Source organism: Hydrogenophaga intermedia, assembly GCF_000723405.1.
GTDB classification, from domain to species: Bacteria; Pseudomonadota; Gammaproteobacteria; order Burkholderiales; family Burkholderiaceae_C; genus Hydrogenophaga; species Hydrogenophaga intermedia.
Window position 1 is genome coordinate 1 of record NZ_CCAE010000045.1, and the last position, 17,746, is coordinate 17,746.

At 69.4% G+C, this 17,746-nt stretch carries 17 protein-coding genes and 1 other RNA gene; 6 read left to right on the forward strand and 12 right to left on the reverse strand.

The window, feature by feature from the left end; translation table 11 throughout:
- Positions 1-64: 64 nt before the first annotated feature.
- A complete protein-coding gene (locus tag BN948_RS19640; RefSeq protein WP_035623322.1) occupies positions 65-1,735 on the forward strand; it encodes an MBL fold metallo-hydrolase in 1,671 nt (556 codons plus the stop codon).
- A 45-nt stretch (positions 1,736-1,780) separates the two neighbouring features.
- Here BN948_RS19640 and BN948_RS19645 read toward each other — a convergent pair whose 3' ends face one another.
- From BN948_RS19645 to BN948_RS19655, 4 genes are all read right to left on the reverse strand, one after another.
- Positions 1,781-2,356 (reverse strand): porin family protein, encoded by a 576-nt coding sequence (locus BN948_RS19645; RefSeq protein ID WP_009519057.1) that lies wholly within the window; start codon positions 2,354-2,356, stop codon positions 1,781-1,783.
- Between the two features lie 96 nt (positions 2,357-2,452).
- An RNA gene (gene rnpB / locus BN948_RS25825) (RNase P RNA component class A) lies at positions 2,453-2,788 on the reverse strand.
- Between the two features lie 34 nt (positions 2,789-2,822).
- Positions 2,823-4,178, reverse strand: coding sequence for an MATE family efflux transporter (locus tag BN948_RS19650; protein WP_009519056.1), 1,356 nt, complete (start codon positions 4,176-4,178; stop codon positions 2,823-2,825).
- A 9-nt stretch (positions 4,179-4,187) separates the two neighbouring features.
- Positions 4,188-4,757: a DUF2239 family protein gene (locus tag BN948_RS19655; RefSeq protein ID WP_009519055.1), complete on the reverse strand. Its 570-nt coding sequence runs from the start codon at positions 4,755-4,757 to the stop codon at positions 4,188-4,190.
- An 89-nt stretch (positions 4,758-4,846) separates the two neighbouring features.
- Between BN948_RS19655 and BN948_RS19660 the strand changes: the two genes are divergently transcribed.
- The 4 genes from BN948_RS19660 (at position 4,847) to BN948_RS19675 (ending at position 8,248) form a co-directional block, all read left to right on the forward strand.
- A complete protein-coding gene (locus BN948_RS19660) occupies positions 4,847-5,095 on the forward strand; it encodes an AbrB/MazE/SpoVT family DNA-binding domain-containing protein (RefSeq protein WP_009519054.1) in 249 nt (82 codons plus the stop codon).
- Positions 5,092-5,559: a type II toxin-antitoxin system VapC family toxin gene (locus BN948_RS19665; protein WP_009519053.1), complete on the forward strand. Its 468-nt coding sequence runs from the start codon at positions 5,092-5,094 to the stop codon at positions 5,557-5,559. Before BN948_RS19660 ends, BN948_RS19665 begins: the two co-directional genes overlap by 4 nt.
- Positions 5,560-5,621: 62 nt before the next feature.
- The gene (locus BN948_RS19670) at positions 5,622-7,490 is read left to right on the forward strand and encodes an NAD(P)/FAD-dependent oxidoreductase (protein ID WP_009519052.1); all 1,869 of its coding nucleotides are present in this window, start codon (positions 5,622-5,624) and stop codon (positions 7,488-7,490) included.
- Between the two features lie 50 nt (positions 7,491-7,540).
- Entirely contained in the window at positions 7,541-8,248 is a 708-nt protein-coding gene (locus BN948_RS19675; protein WP_009519051.1) for a glycine zipper 2TM domain-containing protein, read from the forward strand.
- 69 nt (positions 8,249-8,317) lie between these two features.
- Here the strand turns inward: BN948_RS19675 and htpX are convergent, their stop codons facing one another.
- The 6 genes from htpX to BN948_RS19705 all read right to left on the reverse strand — a co-directional run bounded on the left by htpX (position 8,318) and on the right by BN948_RS19705 (position 15,030).
- The gene (gene htpX, locus BN948_RS19680; RefSeq protein WP_009519050.1) at positions 8,318-9,187 is read right to left on the reverse strand and encodes a protease HtpX; all 870 of its coding nucleotides are present in this window, start codon (positions 9,185-9,187) and stop codon (positions 8,318-8,320) included.
- A 135-nt stretch (positions 9,188-9,322) separates the two neighbouring features.
- Positions 9,323-10,060 carry a DUF3025 domain-containing protein gene (locus BN948_RS19685; protein WP_009519049.1) on the reverse strand — a complete coding sequence of 246 codons (738 nt, stop codon included), beginning with the start codon at positions 10,058-10,060 and terminating at the stop codon, positions 9,323-9,325.
- A gap of 2 nt (positions 10,061-10,062) precedes the next feature.
- A complete protein-coding gene (gene pyrC / locus BN948_RS19690; RefSeq protein ID WP_009519048.1) occupies positions 10,063-11,109 on the reverse strand; it encodes a dihydroorotase in 1,047 nt (348 codons plus the stop codon).
- 37 nt (positions 11,110-11,146) lie between these two features.
- Entirely contained in the window at positions 11,147-12,058 is a 912-nt protein-coding gene (locus BN948_RS19695; RefSeq protein WP_009519047.1) for an amino acid ABC transporter substrate-binding protein, read from the reverse strand.
- Positions 12,059-12,207: 149 nt separating this feature from the next.
- Positions 12,208-13,122: a LysR substrate-binding domain-containing protein gene (locus BN948_RS19700; RefSeq protein WP_009519046.1), complete on the reverse strand. Its 915-nt coding sequence runs from the start codon at positions 13,120-13,122 to the stop codon at positions 12,208-12,210.
- A gap of 60 nt (positions 13,123-13,182) precedes the next feature.
- Entirely contained in the window at positions 13,183-15,030 is a 1,848-nt protein-coding gene (locus BN948_RS19705) for an ABCB family ABC transporter ATP-binding protein/permease (protein ID WP_009519045.1), read from the reverse strand.
- Positions 15,031-15,067: 37 nt separating this feature from the next.
- Between BN948_RS19705 and BN948_RS19710 the strand changes: the two genes are divergently transcribed.
- Complete coding sequence (locus BN948_RS19710) at positions 15,068-15,517, forward strand: acyl-CoA thioesterase (protein ID WP_009519044.1); 450 nt, start codon at positions 15,068-15,070, stop codon at positions 15,515-15,517.
- Between the two features lie 16 nt (positions 15,518-15,533).
- Here BN948_RS19710 and mepK read toward each other — a convergent pair whose 3' ends face one another.
- Together mepK and BN948_RS19720 are read right to left on the reverse strand one after the other, a co-directional pair.
- A complete protein-coding gene (mepK, locus tag BN948_RS19715) occupies positions 15,534-16,097 on the reverse strand; it encodes a peptidoglycan L,D-endopeptidase MepK (protein WP_035623325.1) in 564 nt (187 codons plus the stop codon).
- Between the two features lie 20 nt (positions 16,098-16,117).
- Entirely contained in the window at positions 16,118-17,698 is a 1,581-nt protein-coding gene (locus BN948_RS19720; RefSeq protein WP_009519042.1) for a L,D-transpeptidase family protein, read from the reverse strand.
- Positions 17,699-17,746 lie beyond the last annotated feature (48 nt).

Below are 17,746 nucleotides of genomic sequence, written 5' to 3' on the forward strand. Positions count from 1 at the left end.
TTTTTTTTTTTTTTCAAACCAGAAGACGGCATACGAGATGCTCAGGAGTCCCGTGGGCTCGGAGATGTTTAAAAGAGACCCCCTGCGTCCCGCCGCCACCGTGCTGCTGCTGCGCGACGGCCCCGAGGGCGTCGAGGTCCTGATGACGCGCCGCTCGATGACGGCCAGCTTCGCGCCCGGCGCCTACGTGTTCCCGGGCGGCGGCATCGACGCCGCCGACGCCCAGGCCTTCGGCGCCGCCGCGCGACGGCCCACGCAAACCGACCTGCGCCTCACGCAAGCCATCGCCGCCATCCGCGAGAGCTTCGAGGAGCTCGGCGTGCTGCTGGCGCGCCGCGCCGACGGTGCCTGGGCCACGGCCGAGGACATCGCCGCGCTGGACCGCCAGGCCCCCTTCGCGCCGCAGTGCACCGCGCGCGGCCTGCGGCTGGCGGCGGATGAGGTCTTCGTCTTCGCGCACTGGATCACCGACCGCGACCTCTCGCGCCGCTTCGACGTGCCCTTTCTCATCGCGCGCATGCCCGAGGGCCAGGAGCCCGTGGCCGACGAGAGCGAGCAGTTCGAGCCGCAGTGGGTGCGCCCGGCCGACGCGCTCGCGCGCCACGCGGCCGGCCAGTTCTTCATCATCTTTCCCACCATCCGCACGCTGGAGCGCCTGCAGATCCACGCCACGGTGCAGTCGGTGCTGGACGCTTGCGCCGCGCACGACGAGCCGCTGTGGACGAGCTGCCCGCGCGCCGGCCTGGTGCGCGGCCGCGAGTCGCGCCACATGGAGCACGAGCCGCCCTTCGGTGAGCTCGCGCTCGTCTGCCCCGACGGCCAGATCGTGCACCCGCTGGACTGGCAGCACGAACAGCCCGTGCCGCTGCTCAAGCAGGTGATGCGCCTGACCGCGCCCAACAGCGGCGTGATGACCGGCCCCGGCACCAACAGCTACATCGTGGGCGACCCGGCCAGTGGCTACATCGCCATCGACCCGGGCCCGGACGACAGCGCGCACATCGAGCGCCTGTGGCGCGCCTGCGGTGCGGATCTGCGCGCCATCGTCTGCACGCATTCACACCCCGACCATTCCCCCGGCGCCGCGCGCCTGCAGGCCCTGTGCGCGCAGGCCGGCGCCACGCCCCCGCCCATCCTGGGCCTGGCCAGCGCGCCCACGGCGCGCGAGAACAGCCGCTTCTCACCCGACCGGACCCTGGCCGACAACGAGCGCCTGGTGCTGCAGGCCCCCGACGGCACCACGCACACGCTGATGGCCGTGCACACACCCGGCCACGCGGCCAACCACCTGTGCCTGGTGCTGCTGGAAGACGGCCTCCTGTTCTCGGGCGACCAGATCCTCAATGGCAGCACCACCGTCATCGATCCGCCCGATGGCGACATGAGCGCCTACCTCGGCTCGCTCGACCGGCTGGCCGCGCTGTGCGACGAGCACGGCATCGATTTCATCCTGCCCGCGCACGGCCATGTGCTGGGCGACCTGAGGCGCTCGGCCGACAACGCCTCGGCGCCTGTGGAAGGCGGCGCACGCCGCGCCATCGACCACCTCAAGGCGCACCGACTCGCGCGCGAGGCCAAGATCGCGCGCGCCATGCAGGCGCGGCCCGACGGGGGACTGGACGACTGGGTGCCCCTGGCCTACGACGACGTGCCCGAGCGCCTGTGGCCGGTCGCCCGGCGCTCGCTGCTGGCGCACGTCGAGCGCATCCGCGCGCTCGGTGGTTTCAACGCCTGAAGGCAGGCCGCGCGCAGCGGCCTTCCTTCATCCGATGCGGCTCGCTCAGAAACGCCGCCCGTACATCAGGCCCACGCCCTGGAGCTTGATGTCGTCCTTGTCGTAGTAGTTCATCCAGTTGGCCTGCAGGTACGACACCGGGCTCAGGTTGACGTTGATGCCCACGCCGTACGCGCCGCTGGTGCCCGTGTCGTCCACGTCGATGCCGCCCGTGGACAGCTTCAGCTTGGTGCGCACCACGCCCGCCCGGGCGAACAGCTCGACACGATCGCCGATCGGCAAGGTCGGCTTCACGAAGAGGCCGACCATGTGCGGGATCTTGGCGTCCACGCCGGTGTTCACACCGTTGAGCTTGATCTCGTCCTTCATCACGTTGCCAGCCACCTGGCCTTCGATGGCCAGGAACGGCCACAGCTGGTAGCCCAGCGTGCCGGTGAGCAAGCCAGGCTTGGCCTCAGCGCTCAAGGGGCCATCCTCGGCCTCGATCTTCAGTTGGGACAAGCCGATCTCGCCGTACAGCCTCGGGTCGGTCGTGGACTGGACCCGCTGCTGCGCGGAGGTGGCGGTGACCACTCCCACGGCGAGCAGGGAGGCGAGCATGGTCTTGCTGAGGTTCGTCATGTGCGGTCCTTTCGTTGGGGAAAAACCCTCCGGGGACCTGTGGGCAATTGCCATTCCCGGGGCCCTAGGTGGGCCGTGCACATGACGAAAAGAAAAGTGTGAAGCGCGCCGATAAGCCGGATTCTGTGCGTTCCGGTTGCCCGGAACGTGACCGCCATTCTTCTGGGCCGCCGGTCACCCGGACGGCTCGATGCCACCTACCCGCCAGCTCCGCGGGACCACATCAACGCTGGCCTATTTGGTGTTGCTGCGCGTAGAGATTGCCCGTTTCACCCGAACTGAATCGGCTCGTCTCTGTTGCTCTGATCCTCACCTTAGGGTCTTGCGACTTGTCGGTGGAGAGGTGTTACCTCCTACGCTGCCCTGTGCAGTCCGGACGTTCCTCCAGCACACCCTTTCGGGTCTCGTGCCAGCGGCGGTCTGGCGCGCTTCACGGGCGGGATTATCTCCCGCCCTCGAAGGCCGCTCAGATCAGCCGCTCAATCTTCCGGTGCCGCCACACGAAGCGGTAGAACGCCGTCTGCAGCAGCAGCATCGAGACATAGGCCACCGGAAAGCCGATCCAGATGCCCGGCAGGCCGAAGCGCGCGTCCAGCAGCCAGGCCGCCGGCAACTGCACGCCCAGGATGCAGAAGATGGAGATCGCCATGGGCACCATCACCACGCCGCTGGCGCGCATGAGCCCGCCCACGATGGCCTGGAAGCCGAAGATCAGGATGCTCCACAGCATGATGTGCAGCAGGTGCTCGGCCTGCAGGCGCACCTCGGCCTGCGTGAGGAACAGGCCCAGCAGGTGGTGCGACAGCGCGTAGCCCAGCAACACCAGCGCGCCCGTGAGCACCAGGTTGAGCCACAGGCCGGTGCGCAGAATGGCGCCCAGTCGATCGACCCGCCCCGCGCCGATGGACTGCGCCGCCAGGATGGAGGTGGTGATGGCGATGGACAGGGCGGGGAACTGCACGTAGTTCACCACCTGCGTGACCGCGCCGTAGGCTGCGGTGGCCTGCGAGCCGTGGCCGTTCACCAGCGCCAGGATGATGAGCTCGGACACCGAGATCACCACCATCTGCACGCCGGTGGGCAAGCCAATGCGCATGACCTTGCCGAGGATGGCGCGGTCCAGCCGCAGCGCGGCACGCATCTCGGCGTCGAAGGCCAACACGCTGCCGCGGCGCGCCAGCCGCCAGCACAGGAAGCCCAAGGCCAGCGCGTACGACACCAGGCCCGCATAGGCCGCGCTCTGGATGCCCAGTGGCGGCAAGCCGAGCCAGCCCTTGATGAGCGCCGGCGTGAGCGCCAGGCCGATCGCCGTGGACAGCAGCAGCGCCATCAGCGGCGAGACCGTGTCGCTCACGCCGCGCAGCAGCTGCGTGAAGAGGATGAACACCAGCAGCAGCGGCATGATCAGCAGCATCACGCGCGCATACGCCACGGCGTCATCCAGCACGTCCAGTGGCGTGCCCAGGGCCTGCATGGCGGGCCGCGCGAACACCACGCCCAACACCGCGGCGGCCACACCGATGAGCGCGCCCAGCATGAGCGCCGTGCCCGCGATGGCCTTCACCTTGTGCGGCTCGCGCGCGCCCCAGGCCTGGCCGATCAGCACCGAGGCGCCCGCGCCCAGACCGATCACCAACGAGATGAAAAAGAACACGATGGGGAACATGCCCGACACCGCCGCCAGCGCGTGCGTGCCCAGCATCTGCCCGATGAAGATGCCGTTGAGCGTGCCCGACAGCCCCTGAAGGATGTTGGACAGCACCATGGGCACGAGGAACACGAGATAGACCCGCCAGAGCGGGCCTTGGGTGGAGGGAGGCATGGTGGGCAATCAGTCGTTGGTGTCGAGGGGTTCGGTGGGCGTGAAGGCGTCGCGCGCAAGCCAGTTGGCGTGCGCCTGCACATCGGGCGGCCAGGGCGCGATGTGGCGGGAGAAGGCCTCGGCGTCGTGGGCGAACAGCGCGCGCGAGGCTTCCTCGAAGCCGGGAAAGCCGCCCGCGATGGCGCTCATGAAGCGGTAGGCGCGTTCGGTGGCCTCACGCCGCGCATCGCGCCCGGCGTTCGCGCGGCGCGCTTCGTCCACCAGGCGGCGCAGCGCGGCCGAGGCGCCGCCGGGCTGGCGGGCCAGCCATTCCCAGTGGCGCGGCAGCAGGGTGACCTCGCGCGCCACCACCCCCAGGCGGGGACGGCCCACCTGCGGGGCCGGGGCCTCGCGGGGTCGGGGCGGCGTGGACGGCAGCGGGTGGTCGATCTGGGCGCCAGTGGTGTCGTCGAACACCAGCAGGCCACCGGCCGACAGGTCAATCGCTTCCAGCGCGCGGGCCACCTCGTCGTAGGCGCCAAAAGCCACGCGGCGGGCGCCCAGAAACGCGGTGCATCGGGAATGGGTTTCTGCAGACATGCGCAAATTATACCCGGACAATTCAATTTTGCCCGGGTCAATAACACGAGCGAGCCTTGGTACGATTCTTACTTGAGCGGAGTATTACCATGAAAATCACCAGCAAAGGCCAGGTCACCATCCCGCAAGCGGTGCGCGAACGGGCGCGTCTGCTGCCGCACAGCGAGGTGAGCTTCGAGGTCCTGCCCAATGGCGACGTGCTGTTGCGCGCCGTCAAATCCGCCGCCTCCCCCGTGCGCCGTGCCTTCGAACGCGCGCGCGGCAGCGCCAACGCCACCGGCTTCAAGGACATGGATTCCGACGCCTTCATGCAGTGGCTGCGTGGGCCTCAGCCATGAGCGGCGCGCCCTCCCGCGTGGCCGAACCGGACGCCCGCTACCTGCGCGAAACCGGCCCTTCCGGCACCTTGGTGGACACCTGCGTGCTGATCGACGTGTTCGTCGACGACCCGAAATGGGCCGACTGGTCCATCGGCCAGCTTGAGCGCTGCGCCGACGCGGGGCCGCTGATCATCAACCCCATCATCCTGGCTGAACTCAGCCCGCGCTTCGAGACGGCGGCCGACCTGGAGACCACGCTCACCGGTCTGCCCCTGCAGCGCGCGCAACTGCCCTGGGACGCGGCCTTCCTCGCGGGTCAGGCCTTCCGGCTGTACCGGCGGGAATCGGGCCAGCGAAGCGCGCCGCTGCCCGACTTCTATATCGGCGCCCACGCGTGGCTTCAGGGCCTGCAATTGCTCACGCGCGATCCGAACCGCTTCCGGCGCCACTTTCCCCGGCTGCCCCTCGTCACGCCGTCCTGATCGCGCTGCGGCGACAATCGCCGGCTTCCTGGTCCGCTTGATCGCCACAAGCCCCACGACCCATGATCCGCATCGCCGAACTCAAACTCCCCCTGGCCGAGCTGCCGGCCGAAGAGCGCCGCGCCGCCGACGCCCCCGCCGAAACCGAGGCCGACCGCGCGCCGCCACCGCACCCGGTGGACGCCCTCACCCGCCTGGCCGCGCAGGCGCTGGGCGTCGATCCCGCCGACATCGCCACGCTCACGGTCTTCAAGCGCAGCTTCGACGCCCGAACAGCCGAACTGCTCGCGGTCTACATCGTCGACGTCGAACTGGCCGACCCCGCGGCCGAAGCCGAGCTGCTGACGCGCCACGCGAAGCACCCGCACGTGCGGCCCACGCCCGACATGTCGTGGTCGGCGCCGGGCCACGCACCCGAAGGTTTTCCGCGCACCGAGGACGAACGCCCCGTGGTGGTCGGCTTCGGCCCCTGTGGCCTGTTCGCCGCCCTCGCGCTCGCGCAAATGGGGTTCAAGCCCATCGTGCTGGAACGCGGCAAGCCGGTGCGCGAACGCACGCAAGACACCTGGGGCCTGTGGCGCCGCCGCGCGCTCAACCCGCAGAGCAACGTGCAATTCGGCGAAGGCGGCGCGGGCCTGTTCTCCGACGGCAAGCTCTACAGCCAGATCAAGGACCCGCGCTTCCTCGGCCGCAAGGTCATGCGCGAATTCGTGGAGGCTGGCGCACCTGAGGAGATCCTCACCACCGCGCACCCGCACATCGGCACCTTCAAGCTGGTGAAGGTGGTGGAGGCCATGCGAGAGAAGATCCGCGCGCTCGGCGGCGAGATCCGCTTCCAGCACCAACTCACGGGGTTGATCACCGAGGGCGAAGGCGCCGAGCGCCGCGTGCGCGCCTTGCGCGTGCACCGGCTCGACACGGACGAGGCGATCGAAGTGCCCGCTCGGCACCTGGTGCTGGCCCTGGGCCACAGCTCGCGCGACACCTTCGCCTGGTTGTGGGACCTGGGCGTGGCCATGGAGGCCAAGCCCTTCTCGGTGGGTTTCCGCATCGAACACCCGCAAAGTCTGATCGACCGCGCGCGCTGGGGCCGCCATGCCGGCCACCCGCTGCTGGGCGCGGCCGACTACAAGCTCGTGCACCACGCGAAGAACGGCCGCGCCGTGTACAGCTTCTGCATGTGCCCGGGTGGCACGGTGGTGGCCGCGACGTCCGAGCCTGGGCGTGTGGTCACCAACGGCATGAGCCAGTACTCGCGCGCCGAGCGCAACGCCAACTCGGGCCTGGTCGTGGGCATCGAGCCCAGCGACTACCCCCAGACCTTTCCGCAGGACACCCCGCTGTGGACCGCCGCCTTCGGCGAGGCCGACGGCGCGCGCTACGCCGCGCAGGCCGAGGCCTTGCGCGCCCAGGGACGGCACCATCCGCTGGCCGGCGTGGTGCTGCAGCGCCAACTGGAAAGCCGCGCCTACGAACTTGGCGGACGCGACTACAGCGCGCCGGGCCAACGCGTGGGGGACTTCCTCGCCGCGCAGCCCAGCACCGCGCTCGGCGAGGTCGAGCCCTCGTACAGGCCCGGCATCCACCTCACGGACCTGGCCCCTTCCCTGCCCACCTACGCGATCGAGGCCATCCGCGAGGCCCTGCCCGTCTTCGGCCGCCAGATCCGCGGCTACGACCTGCCCGACGCCCTGCTCACCGGCGTGGAAACGCGTACCTCCTCACCCCTGCGCCTCGACCGGGACGAGACTCTGCAAAGTCCCAACACGCGCGGCCTGTACCCGGCCGGCGAAGGTGCGGGCTACGCCGGCGGCATCCTGTCGGCCGGCGTGGACGGCCTGAAGGTGGCAGAGGCCCTGGCCCGTGAACTGCTCGGCCAGCCGCCCGTCGGCGCCTTTACAAAAAGTGACAAGACCGGCACGCCGGCTTGACGCAGCGGAGGCAGCATGCAGTCTCCCCATTCCTCTATCAGGAGCCTTCCGTGAACACCCTCAGAACGCTTGTCTGGCTTCCCCTGGCGGCAGCAGCGGCCGCCGCCACCGGCACGGCCCACGCCCAGGAAGAGCAAGGCCGCGTCATCAGCAGCACGCCCATCATTCAGCAGGTGGCGGTGCCGCAGCAGGTCTGCACCGATGAGCAGGTCACCTACCCGGGCCGCAAGTCGGGCGCGGGCGCGGTGATGGGTGCCATCGCTGGCGGCGCGGCGGGCAATGCCATCGGCGACGGCAGCGGCCGCGCCGCGGCCACCGTCATCGGCCTCATCGGCGGCGCCATGCTGGGCAACCGCATCGAAGGTTCCAGCCCACCGCAGACCGAGATCGTGCGCAACTGCGGCACGCAGACCTTCTACGAGCCGCGCACCGTCGCGTACGACGTGGTCTACGAGTACGCCGGCCGCCAGTACCGCACCCAGATGGCGCAAGACCCGGGACGCTATGTGCGCTTGAATGTCACGCCGGTGGACGCGATGCCCCCGCCACCCGCCACGTACCCGTCGCGCCCGCAAGTGCGCTACGAGACGCCGGCACCGCACGTGGTCTACGACAACAGCTACCCATCCGGCTACTCGAACATTTCCACCGAGGTCGTGATCATCGGCGGCCAGCGTTACCACCGCCCCCCGGGCTGGCGCGGCCACCCTGGCCCCGGCTACTACCCCGGCCACCCGCACTACGACCGCAACCGCTGAACGCCGTTTCCACGGACAAAAGAAAAGGCCACCCTCGGGTGGCCTTTCTGCTGGGCACTCGCCCCGCGATCAACTCGCCTGCAGCGCGGCGATGCGCTCTTCGATCGGCGGGTGGGTGCTGAACAGCTTGCCCAGACCGCCGGTGATGCCCAGGGCCTGCATGGTCTTGGGCAGTTCGCCCGGCGTGAGGCCGCCCAGGCGGGCCAGTGCGTTGATCATGGGTTGCTTGCGGCCCATGAGCTGCGCGGCACCCGCGTCGGCGCGGAACTCGCGCTGGCGGCTGAACCAGGCCACGATGATGGCGGCCAGGAAGCCCAGCACGATGTCCATCACGATGGTGGTGACCATGTAGCCGATGCCGGGACCCGAGTTGCTGTCGCTGCCGCGGCGCAGGAAGCCGTCCACCGCGTAGCCGATGACGCGCGACAGGAACACCACGAAGGTGTTCATCACGCCCTGGATCAGCGTCATGGTGACCATGTCGCCGTTGGCCACGTGCGCGACCTCGTGACCGATCACGGCCTCGACTTCTTCGCGCGTCATGTTCTGCAGCAGGCCGGTGGACACCGCCACCAGGGCGCTGTTCTTGAAGGCACCGGTGGCGAAGGCGTTGGGCGCGCCTTCGAAGATGGCGACCTCGGGCATGCCGATGCCGGCCTTGTCGGCGAATTTCTGCACGGTCTGCACGATCCAGGCCTCGTCGGCCGTCTGCGGCTGGTTGATCACGCGCGCGCCGGTGCTGAACTTGGCCATGGGCTTGCTCATCAGCAGCGAGATGATGGCGCCGCCGAAACCGATGACGAGCGAGAAGCCGGCCAGCGCCGTCATGTTCAGGCCGTTGGCCGTGAGGAAACGGTCCACGCCGAGAATTCGCGTGGTGATCAACAACACCGCCATGACGGCAAAGTTGGTCAGAACGAACAGCAGGATGCGTTTCATGTGTGCTCCGTTAGGCGCCGGGCTCGTGGGTGCCGGCTGCGCCAGATGACCCCGATTCGGGCCTTCAGGTTCCCCGCCGCCGTGGAGGGGCAGCGGATGATACCGGCACGACAAGTGGGGTTGATGGCGCTGGATTCAAGCGGTGCGCGGCGGGCGGAACACCGCCCGATCGGCGTAGAACGCCGGGTCGGCGTTGGCCGCCCACCAACCGGGCACGCCCAACACCGGCAAGGGCGTGAAGGGCTTGGCGCGCAGGCGCGAAGCGTCGAGCCGCTCGGCCAACCAGGCGTCCCAGGCCGCCAGGTCATCGCCCAGCGACTCGGGCACCGGCAGCGCCAACACGTGCGCGGTGATGGACTTGTAGGGTTGCGCCAGCTTCTCCAGCAGCGCGTGGCCGAACAGCACCAGTCGCGCCTGCGCCCACGCGCGGCGCCTCTCGACGAACAGGGCCGGCCAGTCGCGCGCGAGCAAGGCGCGCCACAGCGGCTCGGGCGCGCGCAGCAGCGCTGCGTTTTCGTCGAAGAGGGTGATGGCGTCGCGCAAGGGCCCACGCACCGCGCCCACGCCGTCGGCCGCGATCGCCTGCGCCTGCAAGCGGTTGAGTTGGCGCTTGCTCGCGGGAAAGCGGTGCCAGATCAGGCCATTGAACAGATCGTGCGGGTTCTCGCGCGTGGGCACGCGGCCCGTGGCGGCAATGAAGGCTTCGTAGGCCACACCCTCAGGCAGGTCCGATTGCGACACCGCGATCAGGGGCCCGGCAGCGTGGCGGTTCAGGGCCTCGGGCAGCGACAGTCCTTGCGCCTGCGCGGCCTGCACCGTACGGCCCGCGTCGGCCACGGGACCGAACCACGGGGCCGACCAGTCGATGAGCATGTTCAGGCCATCAGCCGCCAGCGCAGCGCCTCGCCCCCGCGCAGCGGCTTGAGCTGGGCTTCGCCAAAGGCGTAGGACTCGGGCGTCGTCCAGGTTTCGCGCTTGAGCGTCACGGTGCCGGCGTTGCGCGGCAAACCGTAGAAGTCGGGGCCGTGAAAGCTGGCGAAGCCTTCGAGCTTGTCGAGCGCACCGGCGGTCTCGAAGGCTTCGGCGTAGAGCTCCACCGCGGCGTGCGCGGTGTAGCAGCCCGCGCAACCCACGGCGTGTTCCTTCAGGTGCGCCGGGTGCGGCGCGCTGTCGGTGCCCAGGAAGAAGCGGTCGCTGCCACTGGTGGCGGCTTGCACCAGGGCCACGCGGTGCGTCTCGCGCTTGAGCACGGGCAGGCAATAGTAGTGCGGGCGGATGCCGCCCAGGAAGATGGCGTTGCGGTTGTAGAGCAGGTGGTGCGCGGTGATGGTGGCCGCGGTGTGCGCGCCCGCGCCGGCCACGTACTGCGCGGCCTCTTTCGTGGTGATGTGCTCCATCACGATCTTCAGTTCGGGGAAGTCGCGCCGCAGCGGGATCAGCACCTGGTCGATGAACACGGCCTCGCGGTCGAACAGGTCGATGTCGGCCGAGGTGACCTCGCCGTGCACCAGCAGCTTCAGGCCCTCGCGCTGCATGGCCTCCAGCGTCTTGTAGGTCTTGCGGATGTCGGTCACGCCCGCGTCGCTGTTGGTGGTGGCGCCGGCCGGGTACAGCTTGAGGGCGACGACACCGGCGGCCCGGGCGCGCGCCATCTCATCGGGCGGGAGGTTATCGGTGAGGTAGAGCGTCATCAGCGGCTCGAAGGCCACGCCCTGAGGCACGGCCGCGAGGATGCGCTCGCGGTAGGCCTGCGCCTGCGCCGCCGTGGTCACCGGCGGCTTGAGGTTGGGCATGATGATCGCGCGGCCGAACTGCGCGGCGGTGTGGGGCACCACGGCCTGCAGGGCAGCGCCATCGCGCACGTGCAGGTGCCAGTCGTCGGGGCGGGTGAAGGTGAGGGTGTCGGGGGTGGCGGCGCTCATGGTGCCGCGATTGTCGCAGCGACCGCCACAGGCCCGCTCAGGGCACCTGGTCGGTGGGGAACTTCCAGAAGTCGCGCAGCAGATAGCTGATGGGCAGGTTCAGCGGCACGTTGTTGGGCGGAATCGCCTGCTCGAACCACTGCTGGTAGATGCCATGGATCTCGCGGCTGAAGATCAGGCGGCGCATTTCGTCGTCCACGATCTTCTTGAACGCCGCATCGCCCTTGGGCAGCATGATGGCCAGCGGCTCCGTCGTCATGAAACGGCCCACCACCTTCAACGCGGCGGGATCGGGTCGCACGGAGGCCAGGCCATAGAGCAGCACGTCGTCCATCACGAAGGCGTCGGCCTCGCCGCGCTCGACCATCTGAATGGCCTTCTCGTGGTCCTCCGTCTCGACGATTTCCATGCGCAGCCCGCGCTCGGCCTTGATGCGGCGCACCGCGCCCAGGGGCGTGGTGTTGCGGGTGACGGCCACGCGCTTGATCTCGGGCTGGTCGATGCGCTCGAGGCCGCTGCCGGCCTTGACCAGCATGCGCGCACCGGTAATGAAGTGAGGAATGGTGAAAGCCACCTTCTCGCGCCGCGCGGCGTTGTTGGTGGTGGAGCCGCATTCCAGGTGGGCCTTGCCGGTCTCGATCGCGTCGATGCGGTTGGCCGGGGTCACCTGCAGGAAATCGATCTGCAGGCCCGGTAGCCCCAGCTTGGCCTGCACGGCCGCGGCCAGGCGACGGCAGATGTCCACCGCGTAGCCGATGGGTCGCTTGTCCGGCCCGACGTAGGAAAACGGCACCGAGGACTCACGGTGCGCGATCACGATGCGACCCTGGCTTCGGATCTGGTCGATCACGGGGCCCGCGTCAGCGGCCGGGGCGAGGCCGGCGGAGAACACGAAAGCCAGCGCGGTAAGCGCCGTGCGCAGAGAGACGGAAAGCGAGGGCTGGGGCATGGCGAGCGTCCTGACGGTGTGTCGTGCATCCACGGTGGGACGGGACGATACGTCGCACTTCCTCGGCGACCGCTACCGCGAATGCGGTATTTCTTTGCACGGCCGCACCAACGGAATCGGCGTGCCGATCGGCGGTGGTGCTCGGCGGCTCAGGCCAGCAGGTCGCTCAGGCGATTCCAGAAGCCGATGGCGGCACGCTTGCCCTTGCTGGTGTCCATCGGCCGCGTGCGGTACAGGCGGATGTCCAGCGTGAGGGTGAGGCCATCGGCCGCGGGCACCAGGCGCCGCGCCGCGACCTCGTTGCGTACGGCGCTGGCCGGCAGGAAGGCGATGCCATGACCTTCGATGGCCATGGCCTTCAGGCCTTCGGCCATGTCGGTTTCGTAGACGCGCTCGAGCTGCGTGGCCAGCGGCGTGTCCTTGAGCAGGTGCTCGACCGCGCGGCCCAGGTAGGCCCCGGGGGCGTAGCCCAGGAAGGGCTGCGCCTGCCCGCTGGGCGATGGCAGCGCGTACTGCGGACCGCCCTGCGCGTTGGGCCGGCTGTAGGGCGCCAGCACCTCGGTGCCCAGGGGCAGCATCTCGTAGCGCGAGGTGTCCAGCTGGATGGGGTGCGCAGCGTGGTGGTAGGCGATCAGCAGGTCACAACTGCCTTCCACCAGGCGCATCACGGCGTCGTGCACGTTGAGCGCGATCAGACGGCTTTTCACCGGGCCGACCGTCTCGCGCAGGCCCGAGAGCCACTGCGGGAAGAAAGTGAAGGCCAGGGTGTGTGGCACGGCGAATTCGATGACGTCCTGCGCCGCAGCCGTGTGCGCGCGCAGCATGGCGCGCGTGGTGTTGAGGGTCTGCAGCAGGTCCAGCGCCTGCTCGTAGAGCGTCTGCCCGGCCGGCGTGAGCCGCGTGGGGTAGGACGAGCGATCCACGAGATCGGTACCGGCCCAGGCCTCCAGCGACTGGATGCGGCGCGAGAACGCCGGCTGGGTGACGTGCCGCAGCTGCGCCGATCGGCTGAAGCTGCGGGTTTCGGCAAGACTGACAAAGTCTTCCAGCCACTTGGTTTCCATGGCGCGCGATTATGGTGCGGTGAAGGGGCGAAACCCGCTGGGGTTTTCGCGATCGGGTGATCAATCGTTGCCGGCTTGCTGCAGTGCCCACATGCGGGCGTAGGCGCCGCCTTGCGCCACCAGATCGGCGTGCCGCCCGCGTTCGACGATCCGTCCGCTGTCCAGCACCAGGATCTCGTGCGCGTCGACCACTGTGGAGAGACGGTGGGCAATCACCAGCGCGGTTTTGTGCTTCGACACCAGGCGCAGTTCCGCCTGGATCGCCCGCTCGTTGGCCGAATCGAGCGCACTGGTCGCCTCATCAAAAATGAGGATCGGTGGGTTCTTGAGCAGGGTTCGCGCGATGGCCACGCGCTGCTTCTCACCGCCCGAGAGCTTGAGCCCGCGCTCGCCCACCATGGTGCGCCAGGCTTGCGGCAAGCGCTCGATGAAGCTGCGGATGTGCGCCGCCTCGGCCGCCGCCACCGCCGCGTCGTGCCCTGCCTCGGGCCGGCCGTAGAGGATGTTGTATTCGATGGTGTCGTTGAACAGCACCGTGTCCTGCGGGACGATGCCGATGGCCTCGCGCACGCTGCCCTGGGTGACCTCGGCAATGTCCTGGCCGTCGACGGTGATGCGGCCGCCCTCGTCCCGGTTGCTGACGTCGTAGAAGCGGTAGAGCAAACGGGCCAGCGTGCTCTTGCCCGAGCCGGACGGCCCCACCACGGCCACCGTCTTGCCGGCGGGGATCTCGAAGCTCACGCCGTGCAGGATCTCGCGCGCGGGCTCGTAGGAGAAATGCACATTCTCGAAGCGCAGCGTCGGCGGGCCGTCCAGCGTCAGCGGTCGCGCGCCAGGTTCATCGGCCACCTCGCGCTCTTTCTCCAGCAACACGAACATCTTGTCCAGGTCGGTCAGGCTCTGTTTGATCTCGCGGTAGAGGACGCCCAGAAAACCCAGCGGGATGTAGAGCTGGATCATGAAGGCGTTGATCATTACCAGGTCGCCAAGGGTGAGCGCACCCGCCACCACGCCCTGCGTGGCGCGCCAGAGCATGAGCACCAGCGCCGTGGCGATGATGAGCTGCTGCCCCGTGTTGAGCAGCGACATGGTGCGCTGGCTCACCAACCGTGCCTTGCGCAGCTTCTGCAGGGCCTCGTCGTAGCGCGCGGCCTCGTAGGCCTCGTTGTTGAAGTACTTGACCGTCTCGTAGTTCAGCAGCGAATCGATGGCGCGCGTCTGGCCGATCGATTCAAGCTCGTTCATGCGGCGGCGAAACTGCGTGCGCCACTCCGTCACCACCACCGTGAAGCTCACGTACAGCACCAGTGCGGCCAGCGTGATCCACACGTAGCCCATGTCGAACTGCGTGCCCAGCAGGGTGAGCACCATGGCCACCTCGATGAAGGTGGGCACGATGCTGTAGAGCGAGTACGAGATGAGCGACTGCACGCCGCGCGTGCCGCGCTCGATGTCGCGCGTCATGCCGCCGGTCTGCCGCTCCAGGTGAAAGCGCAGGCTCAGGCTGTGCAGATGGCCGAACACCTCCAGCGCCATGTGGCGCGTAGCGCCCTCGGTGGCCTTGGCGAAGACCAGTTCGCGCAGCTCGGTGAACAGGCTGGTGCACAGGCGCAGGCCACCATAGGCCAGCAGCAGGCCCAGCGGCACCACCAGCAGCGCCTGGGCGCTGCCGGCGGGAATGCTCATGGCGTCCACCAGTTGCTTGAGCAGCACCGGCACGCCCACGTTGGCGGCCTTGGCCCCCACCATGAAAGCCAGCGCCGCCATCACGCGCCACTTGTATTGCCACAGGTAGGGCAGCAGGCGTTTGAGCGTGGACCAGTCGGAGCGCCGCTCGTGTGCGGCCGCTGCGTTGGCGGAGGCGGGAGGCATGGCCACGTGGCCATGGGTGGGGATGTCGCGGCGCATGCAAGACAATCGTGGGAGTCAGCCGGAGATTGTGCCCATGCCCACCGATTCAAGCCCCGCCCACGCGCCATTGCCCTCATTGCCCTCGGATCACCGGGAACTGGTGCTGAAGGTGATCCCCATGCCGGCGGACTGCAACGCCAACGGCGACATCTTCGGCGGCTGGGTCATGGCCCAGGTCGACCTGGCGGGCGCCGTGCTGCCCGCGCGCTACGTGCGCGGCCGCATGGCCACGGTGGCGGTGAACCAGTTCATCTTCAAACAACCGGTTCGGGTGGGGGACATCCTGAGCTTCTATTCGCAGGTCACGCGCATCGGCCGCACCTCCATCACCGTGATGGTGGAGGTCTTCGCCGAGCGCATCTCTTCGCAAGGGCAGTACCTGAAGGTGACGGAGGCGAACCTCACCTACGTGGCGATCGACCTGGAAGGGCGGCCTCGGCCCATTCCGGAAGACGCCCGGGCGGGCTGGCAAGCGCCGGCCTGAGCGCGCCGAACGGCGGTTACCCACCCCAGCGCCGCACCCGCCCGGTGTCGACGTGCACGAATTGCTCGCGCGGGTAATAGCCAACGCCGCCGGCCTTTAGCGACAGCGCCGCGTCGCGCAAGTCGGCCAGCGGCACGCCGGGCAGTCGCACGTCGATGGCACGCCCATCCATGTGCAGGCTGCGGGTGGCCACGCCGCCGCCGCGCGTGGCTTTCAGATGGGCGTTCGTGACGGGCGACCGGTAGCCCGAGATCACCTGATACGGCCGCTCGGTGGCGAGCACCCGCCGCAGGGCGTGCAGCAGGTCGTGCAGGCCGGGATCGATGTGGCCCACGTCACCCGAGTAGTGGTCGCGCAGGAAGTGGTCGAGGCGACCCAGGGCGTCGGGCAGGTAGTCGGTGCCGCGCGCGTACACCAGGTCGATCTGTTCGCGTGTGTGCAGGTGATCGAAGGCCAGGGCGCGCTGGGGTGCGGCCCACACGTGCCGAGGGAGCGCGAGCAGCGGCGCGGCGGCCACGGCGCCCAGGCCCTGGCGCAGAAAGCGGCGGCGGGAAGCGGGAACAGGGGTTCGGGCGTTCATTGGGGCGTTCATTGGGGCGTTCATCGGGAGGGTAGGCGGTAGGGCCGAGGGCGCGCATCCAGCGCGGCCTGCAAGCGGGCGTCGTGACGATACACGTCGGCGAAGAAGTGCGGGCGCCCCTGCTTGACCAGCACCGTGCCGTAGGCGATGAGCACCGGCAGCGGATCGCGCAAGGCAACGTGGGTGGACGTGCCGGCCGCCATCTGCGCGCGAATGCGGGCCTCGTCCCACCCCGGCATGCCCGCCATGACGAAGCGCGCCAGCGCCACCGGGTCTTCGACGCGAATGCATCCGTGGCTGAAATCCCGCCGCTCGCGCGCGAACAGGCCGACGGACGGCGTGTGGTGCAGGTAGATGTTGTCGCGGTTGGGAAAGACGAACTTGATGTCGCCCAGCGCATTGGCCGGCCCGGGGCGCTGGCGGATGCGCAGGCGCCCGGCCAGCACGGCGTCGAGTTTGGCCGGTGTCAGCGCCGTGTCCACCGACCCGTCCCCTGCGACGAATTCGAACCCCTGGCGCGCCCAGTGCGCCGGGTCGCGGCGCAGGCGCGGCACCGTTTCCTGGCGCGCGATCGACGCAGGCACGTTCCAGTACGGGCTGAACTCGATGCTGCGCAGGCGTTCATCGAACAGCGGCGTCGCATGGTCCAGCGCCTTGCCGACGATCACGCGCATGCTCAGGCGCACCTCGATGCGGCCGTCGACCACCTCGTAGGCGCGCAGCACGTACTCGGGGATGTTGACGACGATCATGCGCGGCCCTTGCAACAGCGGCGTCCAGCGCAGCCGCTCCATGGTCAGGGCCACCTGGCGGACACGGGCGTCGGGCGGCACCTCCAGCGCCGCCAGGGTGCCGGCGCCCAGCACGCCGTCGGCCGTCAGGCCATGCCGCGCCTGAAAGGCCTGCAGCGCAGACTGCACGGCGCCGTCGAGTCGATCGCCCACCGGCGCATCGGGCGCCAGATCGCCCAGGAGGACCAGGCGTTGGGCCAGCAAGGGCAGGCCGGACCAGACCCCGCCCGTCTCGAGCTTGGGCGCACGCGCGCCGGGCGGTCGCGGCAGGGGCGGCAGGCCGTGCGCCCAGGCGGCGTGGCCAACCAGCGCACGCAGGTCCAGCAACACCCGCTGCAGCTGGCGATAGATGGGCAGGGGCGGCACGGCCGCCTGCACCGCCGTGTCCAGGCGGCCCAGGGCGAGCGCGTCGGCCAGGGCCTGCGCCGGGTCGAACGCCCGAGGCGGCACGCTGAAGCGCTGGTGCACCGTGCGCGGGTCGACGCGGCCGAACGCCAGTTCATGCAGGTAGCGGCGCATGGCCGCGCCGAGGTCGGTGGCCAATCGCGCGCCGGCGGGCTCGCCGGCGTGGGCCAAGGCCTCGGGCAAGCGCTGCGCGAGCGCGTCGGTGCCGTAGTCCGCGGGGTCAAGGCCGTTCGCTGCCGCGTCCGCCAGCAGGGCCAGTGCCTGCCGCGCCAGCCTCTCGCTCCAGACCAGACCGCCGTCGGGCTCGGCCAGCACCGACGCCCCGGCAAGCCGGGGCCACCAGGGCATGGAGCCCATCGCCAGCAGCCAATGCCGCCGGCGCCAGAAAAGTGAAGCGACGCGCATGGGGACATTCTCTCCTCCGGGGACGGCATGGCCCGTCGGCGGCCCGCA

What these genes read in the sequence shown, in the direction of transcription:
- BN948_RS19640 (WP_035623322.1), top strand. Translation starts at nt 65, where the DNA reads ATGTTTAAAAGAGACCCCCTGCGTCCCGCCGCCACCGTGCTGCTGCTG.
- BN948_RS19645 (WP_009519057.1), bottom strand. Translation starts at nt 2,356, where the DNA reads ATGACGAACCTCAGCAAGACCATGCTCGCCTCCCTGCTCGCCGTGGGA.
- BN948_RS19650 (WP_009519056.1), bottom strand. Translation starts at nt 4,178, where the DNA reads ATGCCTCCCTCCACCCAAGGCCCGCTCTGGCGGGTCTATCTCGTGTTC.
- BN948_RS19655 (WP_009519055.1), bottom strand. Translation starts at nt 4,757, where the DNA reads ATGTCTGCAGAAACCCATTCCCGATGCACCGCGTTTCTGGGCGCCCGC.
- BN948_RS19660 (WP_009519054.1), top strand. Translation starts at nt 4,847, where the DNA reads ATGAAAATCACCAGCAAAGGCCAGGTCACCATCCCGCAAGCGGTGCGC.
- BN948_RS19665 (WP_009519053.1), top strand. Translation starts at nt 5,092, where the DNA reads ATGAGCGGCGCGCCCTCCCGCGTGGCCGAACCGGACGCCCGCTACCTG.
- BN948_RS19670 (WP_009519052.1), top strand. Translation starts at nt 5,622, where the DNA reads ATGATCCGCATCGCCGAACTCAAACTCCCCCTGGCCGAGCTGCCGGCC.
- htpX (WP_009519050.1), bottom strand. Translation starts at nt 9,187, where the DNA reads ATGAAACGCATCCTGCTGTTCGTTCTGACCAACTTTGCCGTCATGGCG.
- BN948_RS19685 (WP_009519049.1), bottom strand. Translation starts at nt 10,060, where the DNA reads ATGCTCATCGACTGGTCGGCCCCGTGGTTCGGTCCCGTGGCCGACGCG.
- pyrC (WP_009519048.1), bottom strand. Translation starts at nt 11,109, where the DNA reads ATGAGCGCCGCCACCCCCGACACCCTCACCTTCACCCGCCCCGACGAC.
- BN948_RS19695 (WP_009519047.1), bottom strand. Translation starts at nt 12,058, where the DNA reads ATGCCCCAGCCCTCGCTTTCCGTCTCTCTGCGCACGGCGCTTACCGCG.
- BN948_RS19700 (WP_009519046.1), bottom strand. Translation starts at nt 13,122, where the DNA reads ATGGAAACCAAGTGGCTGGAAGACTTTGTCAGTCTTGCCGAAACCCGC.
- BN948_RS19705 (WP_009519045.1), bottom strand. Translation starts at nt 15,030, where the DNA reads ATGCGCCGCGACATCCCCACCCATGGCCACGTGGCCATGCCTCCCGCC.
- BN948_RS19710 (WP_009519044.1), top strand. Translation starts at nt 15,068, where the DNA reads ATGCCCACCGATTCAAGCCCCGCCCACGCGCCATTGCCCTCATTGCCC.
- mepK (WP_035623325.1), bottom strand. Translation starts at nt 16,097, where the DNA reads ATGAACGCCCGAACCCCTGTTCCCGCTTCCCGCCGCCGCTTTCTGCGC.
- BN948_RS19720 (WP_009519042.1), bottom strand. Translation starts at nt 17,698, where the DNA reads ATGCGCGTCGCTTCACTTTTCTGGCGCCGGCGGCATTGGCTGCTGGCG.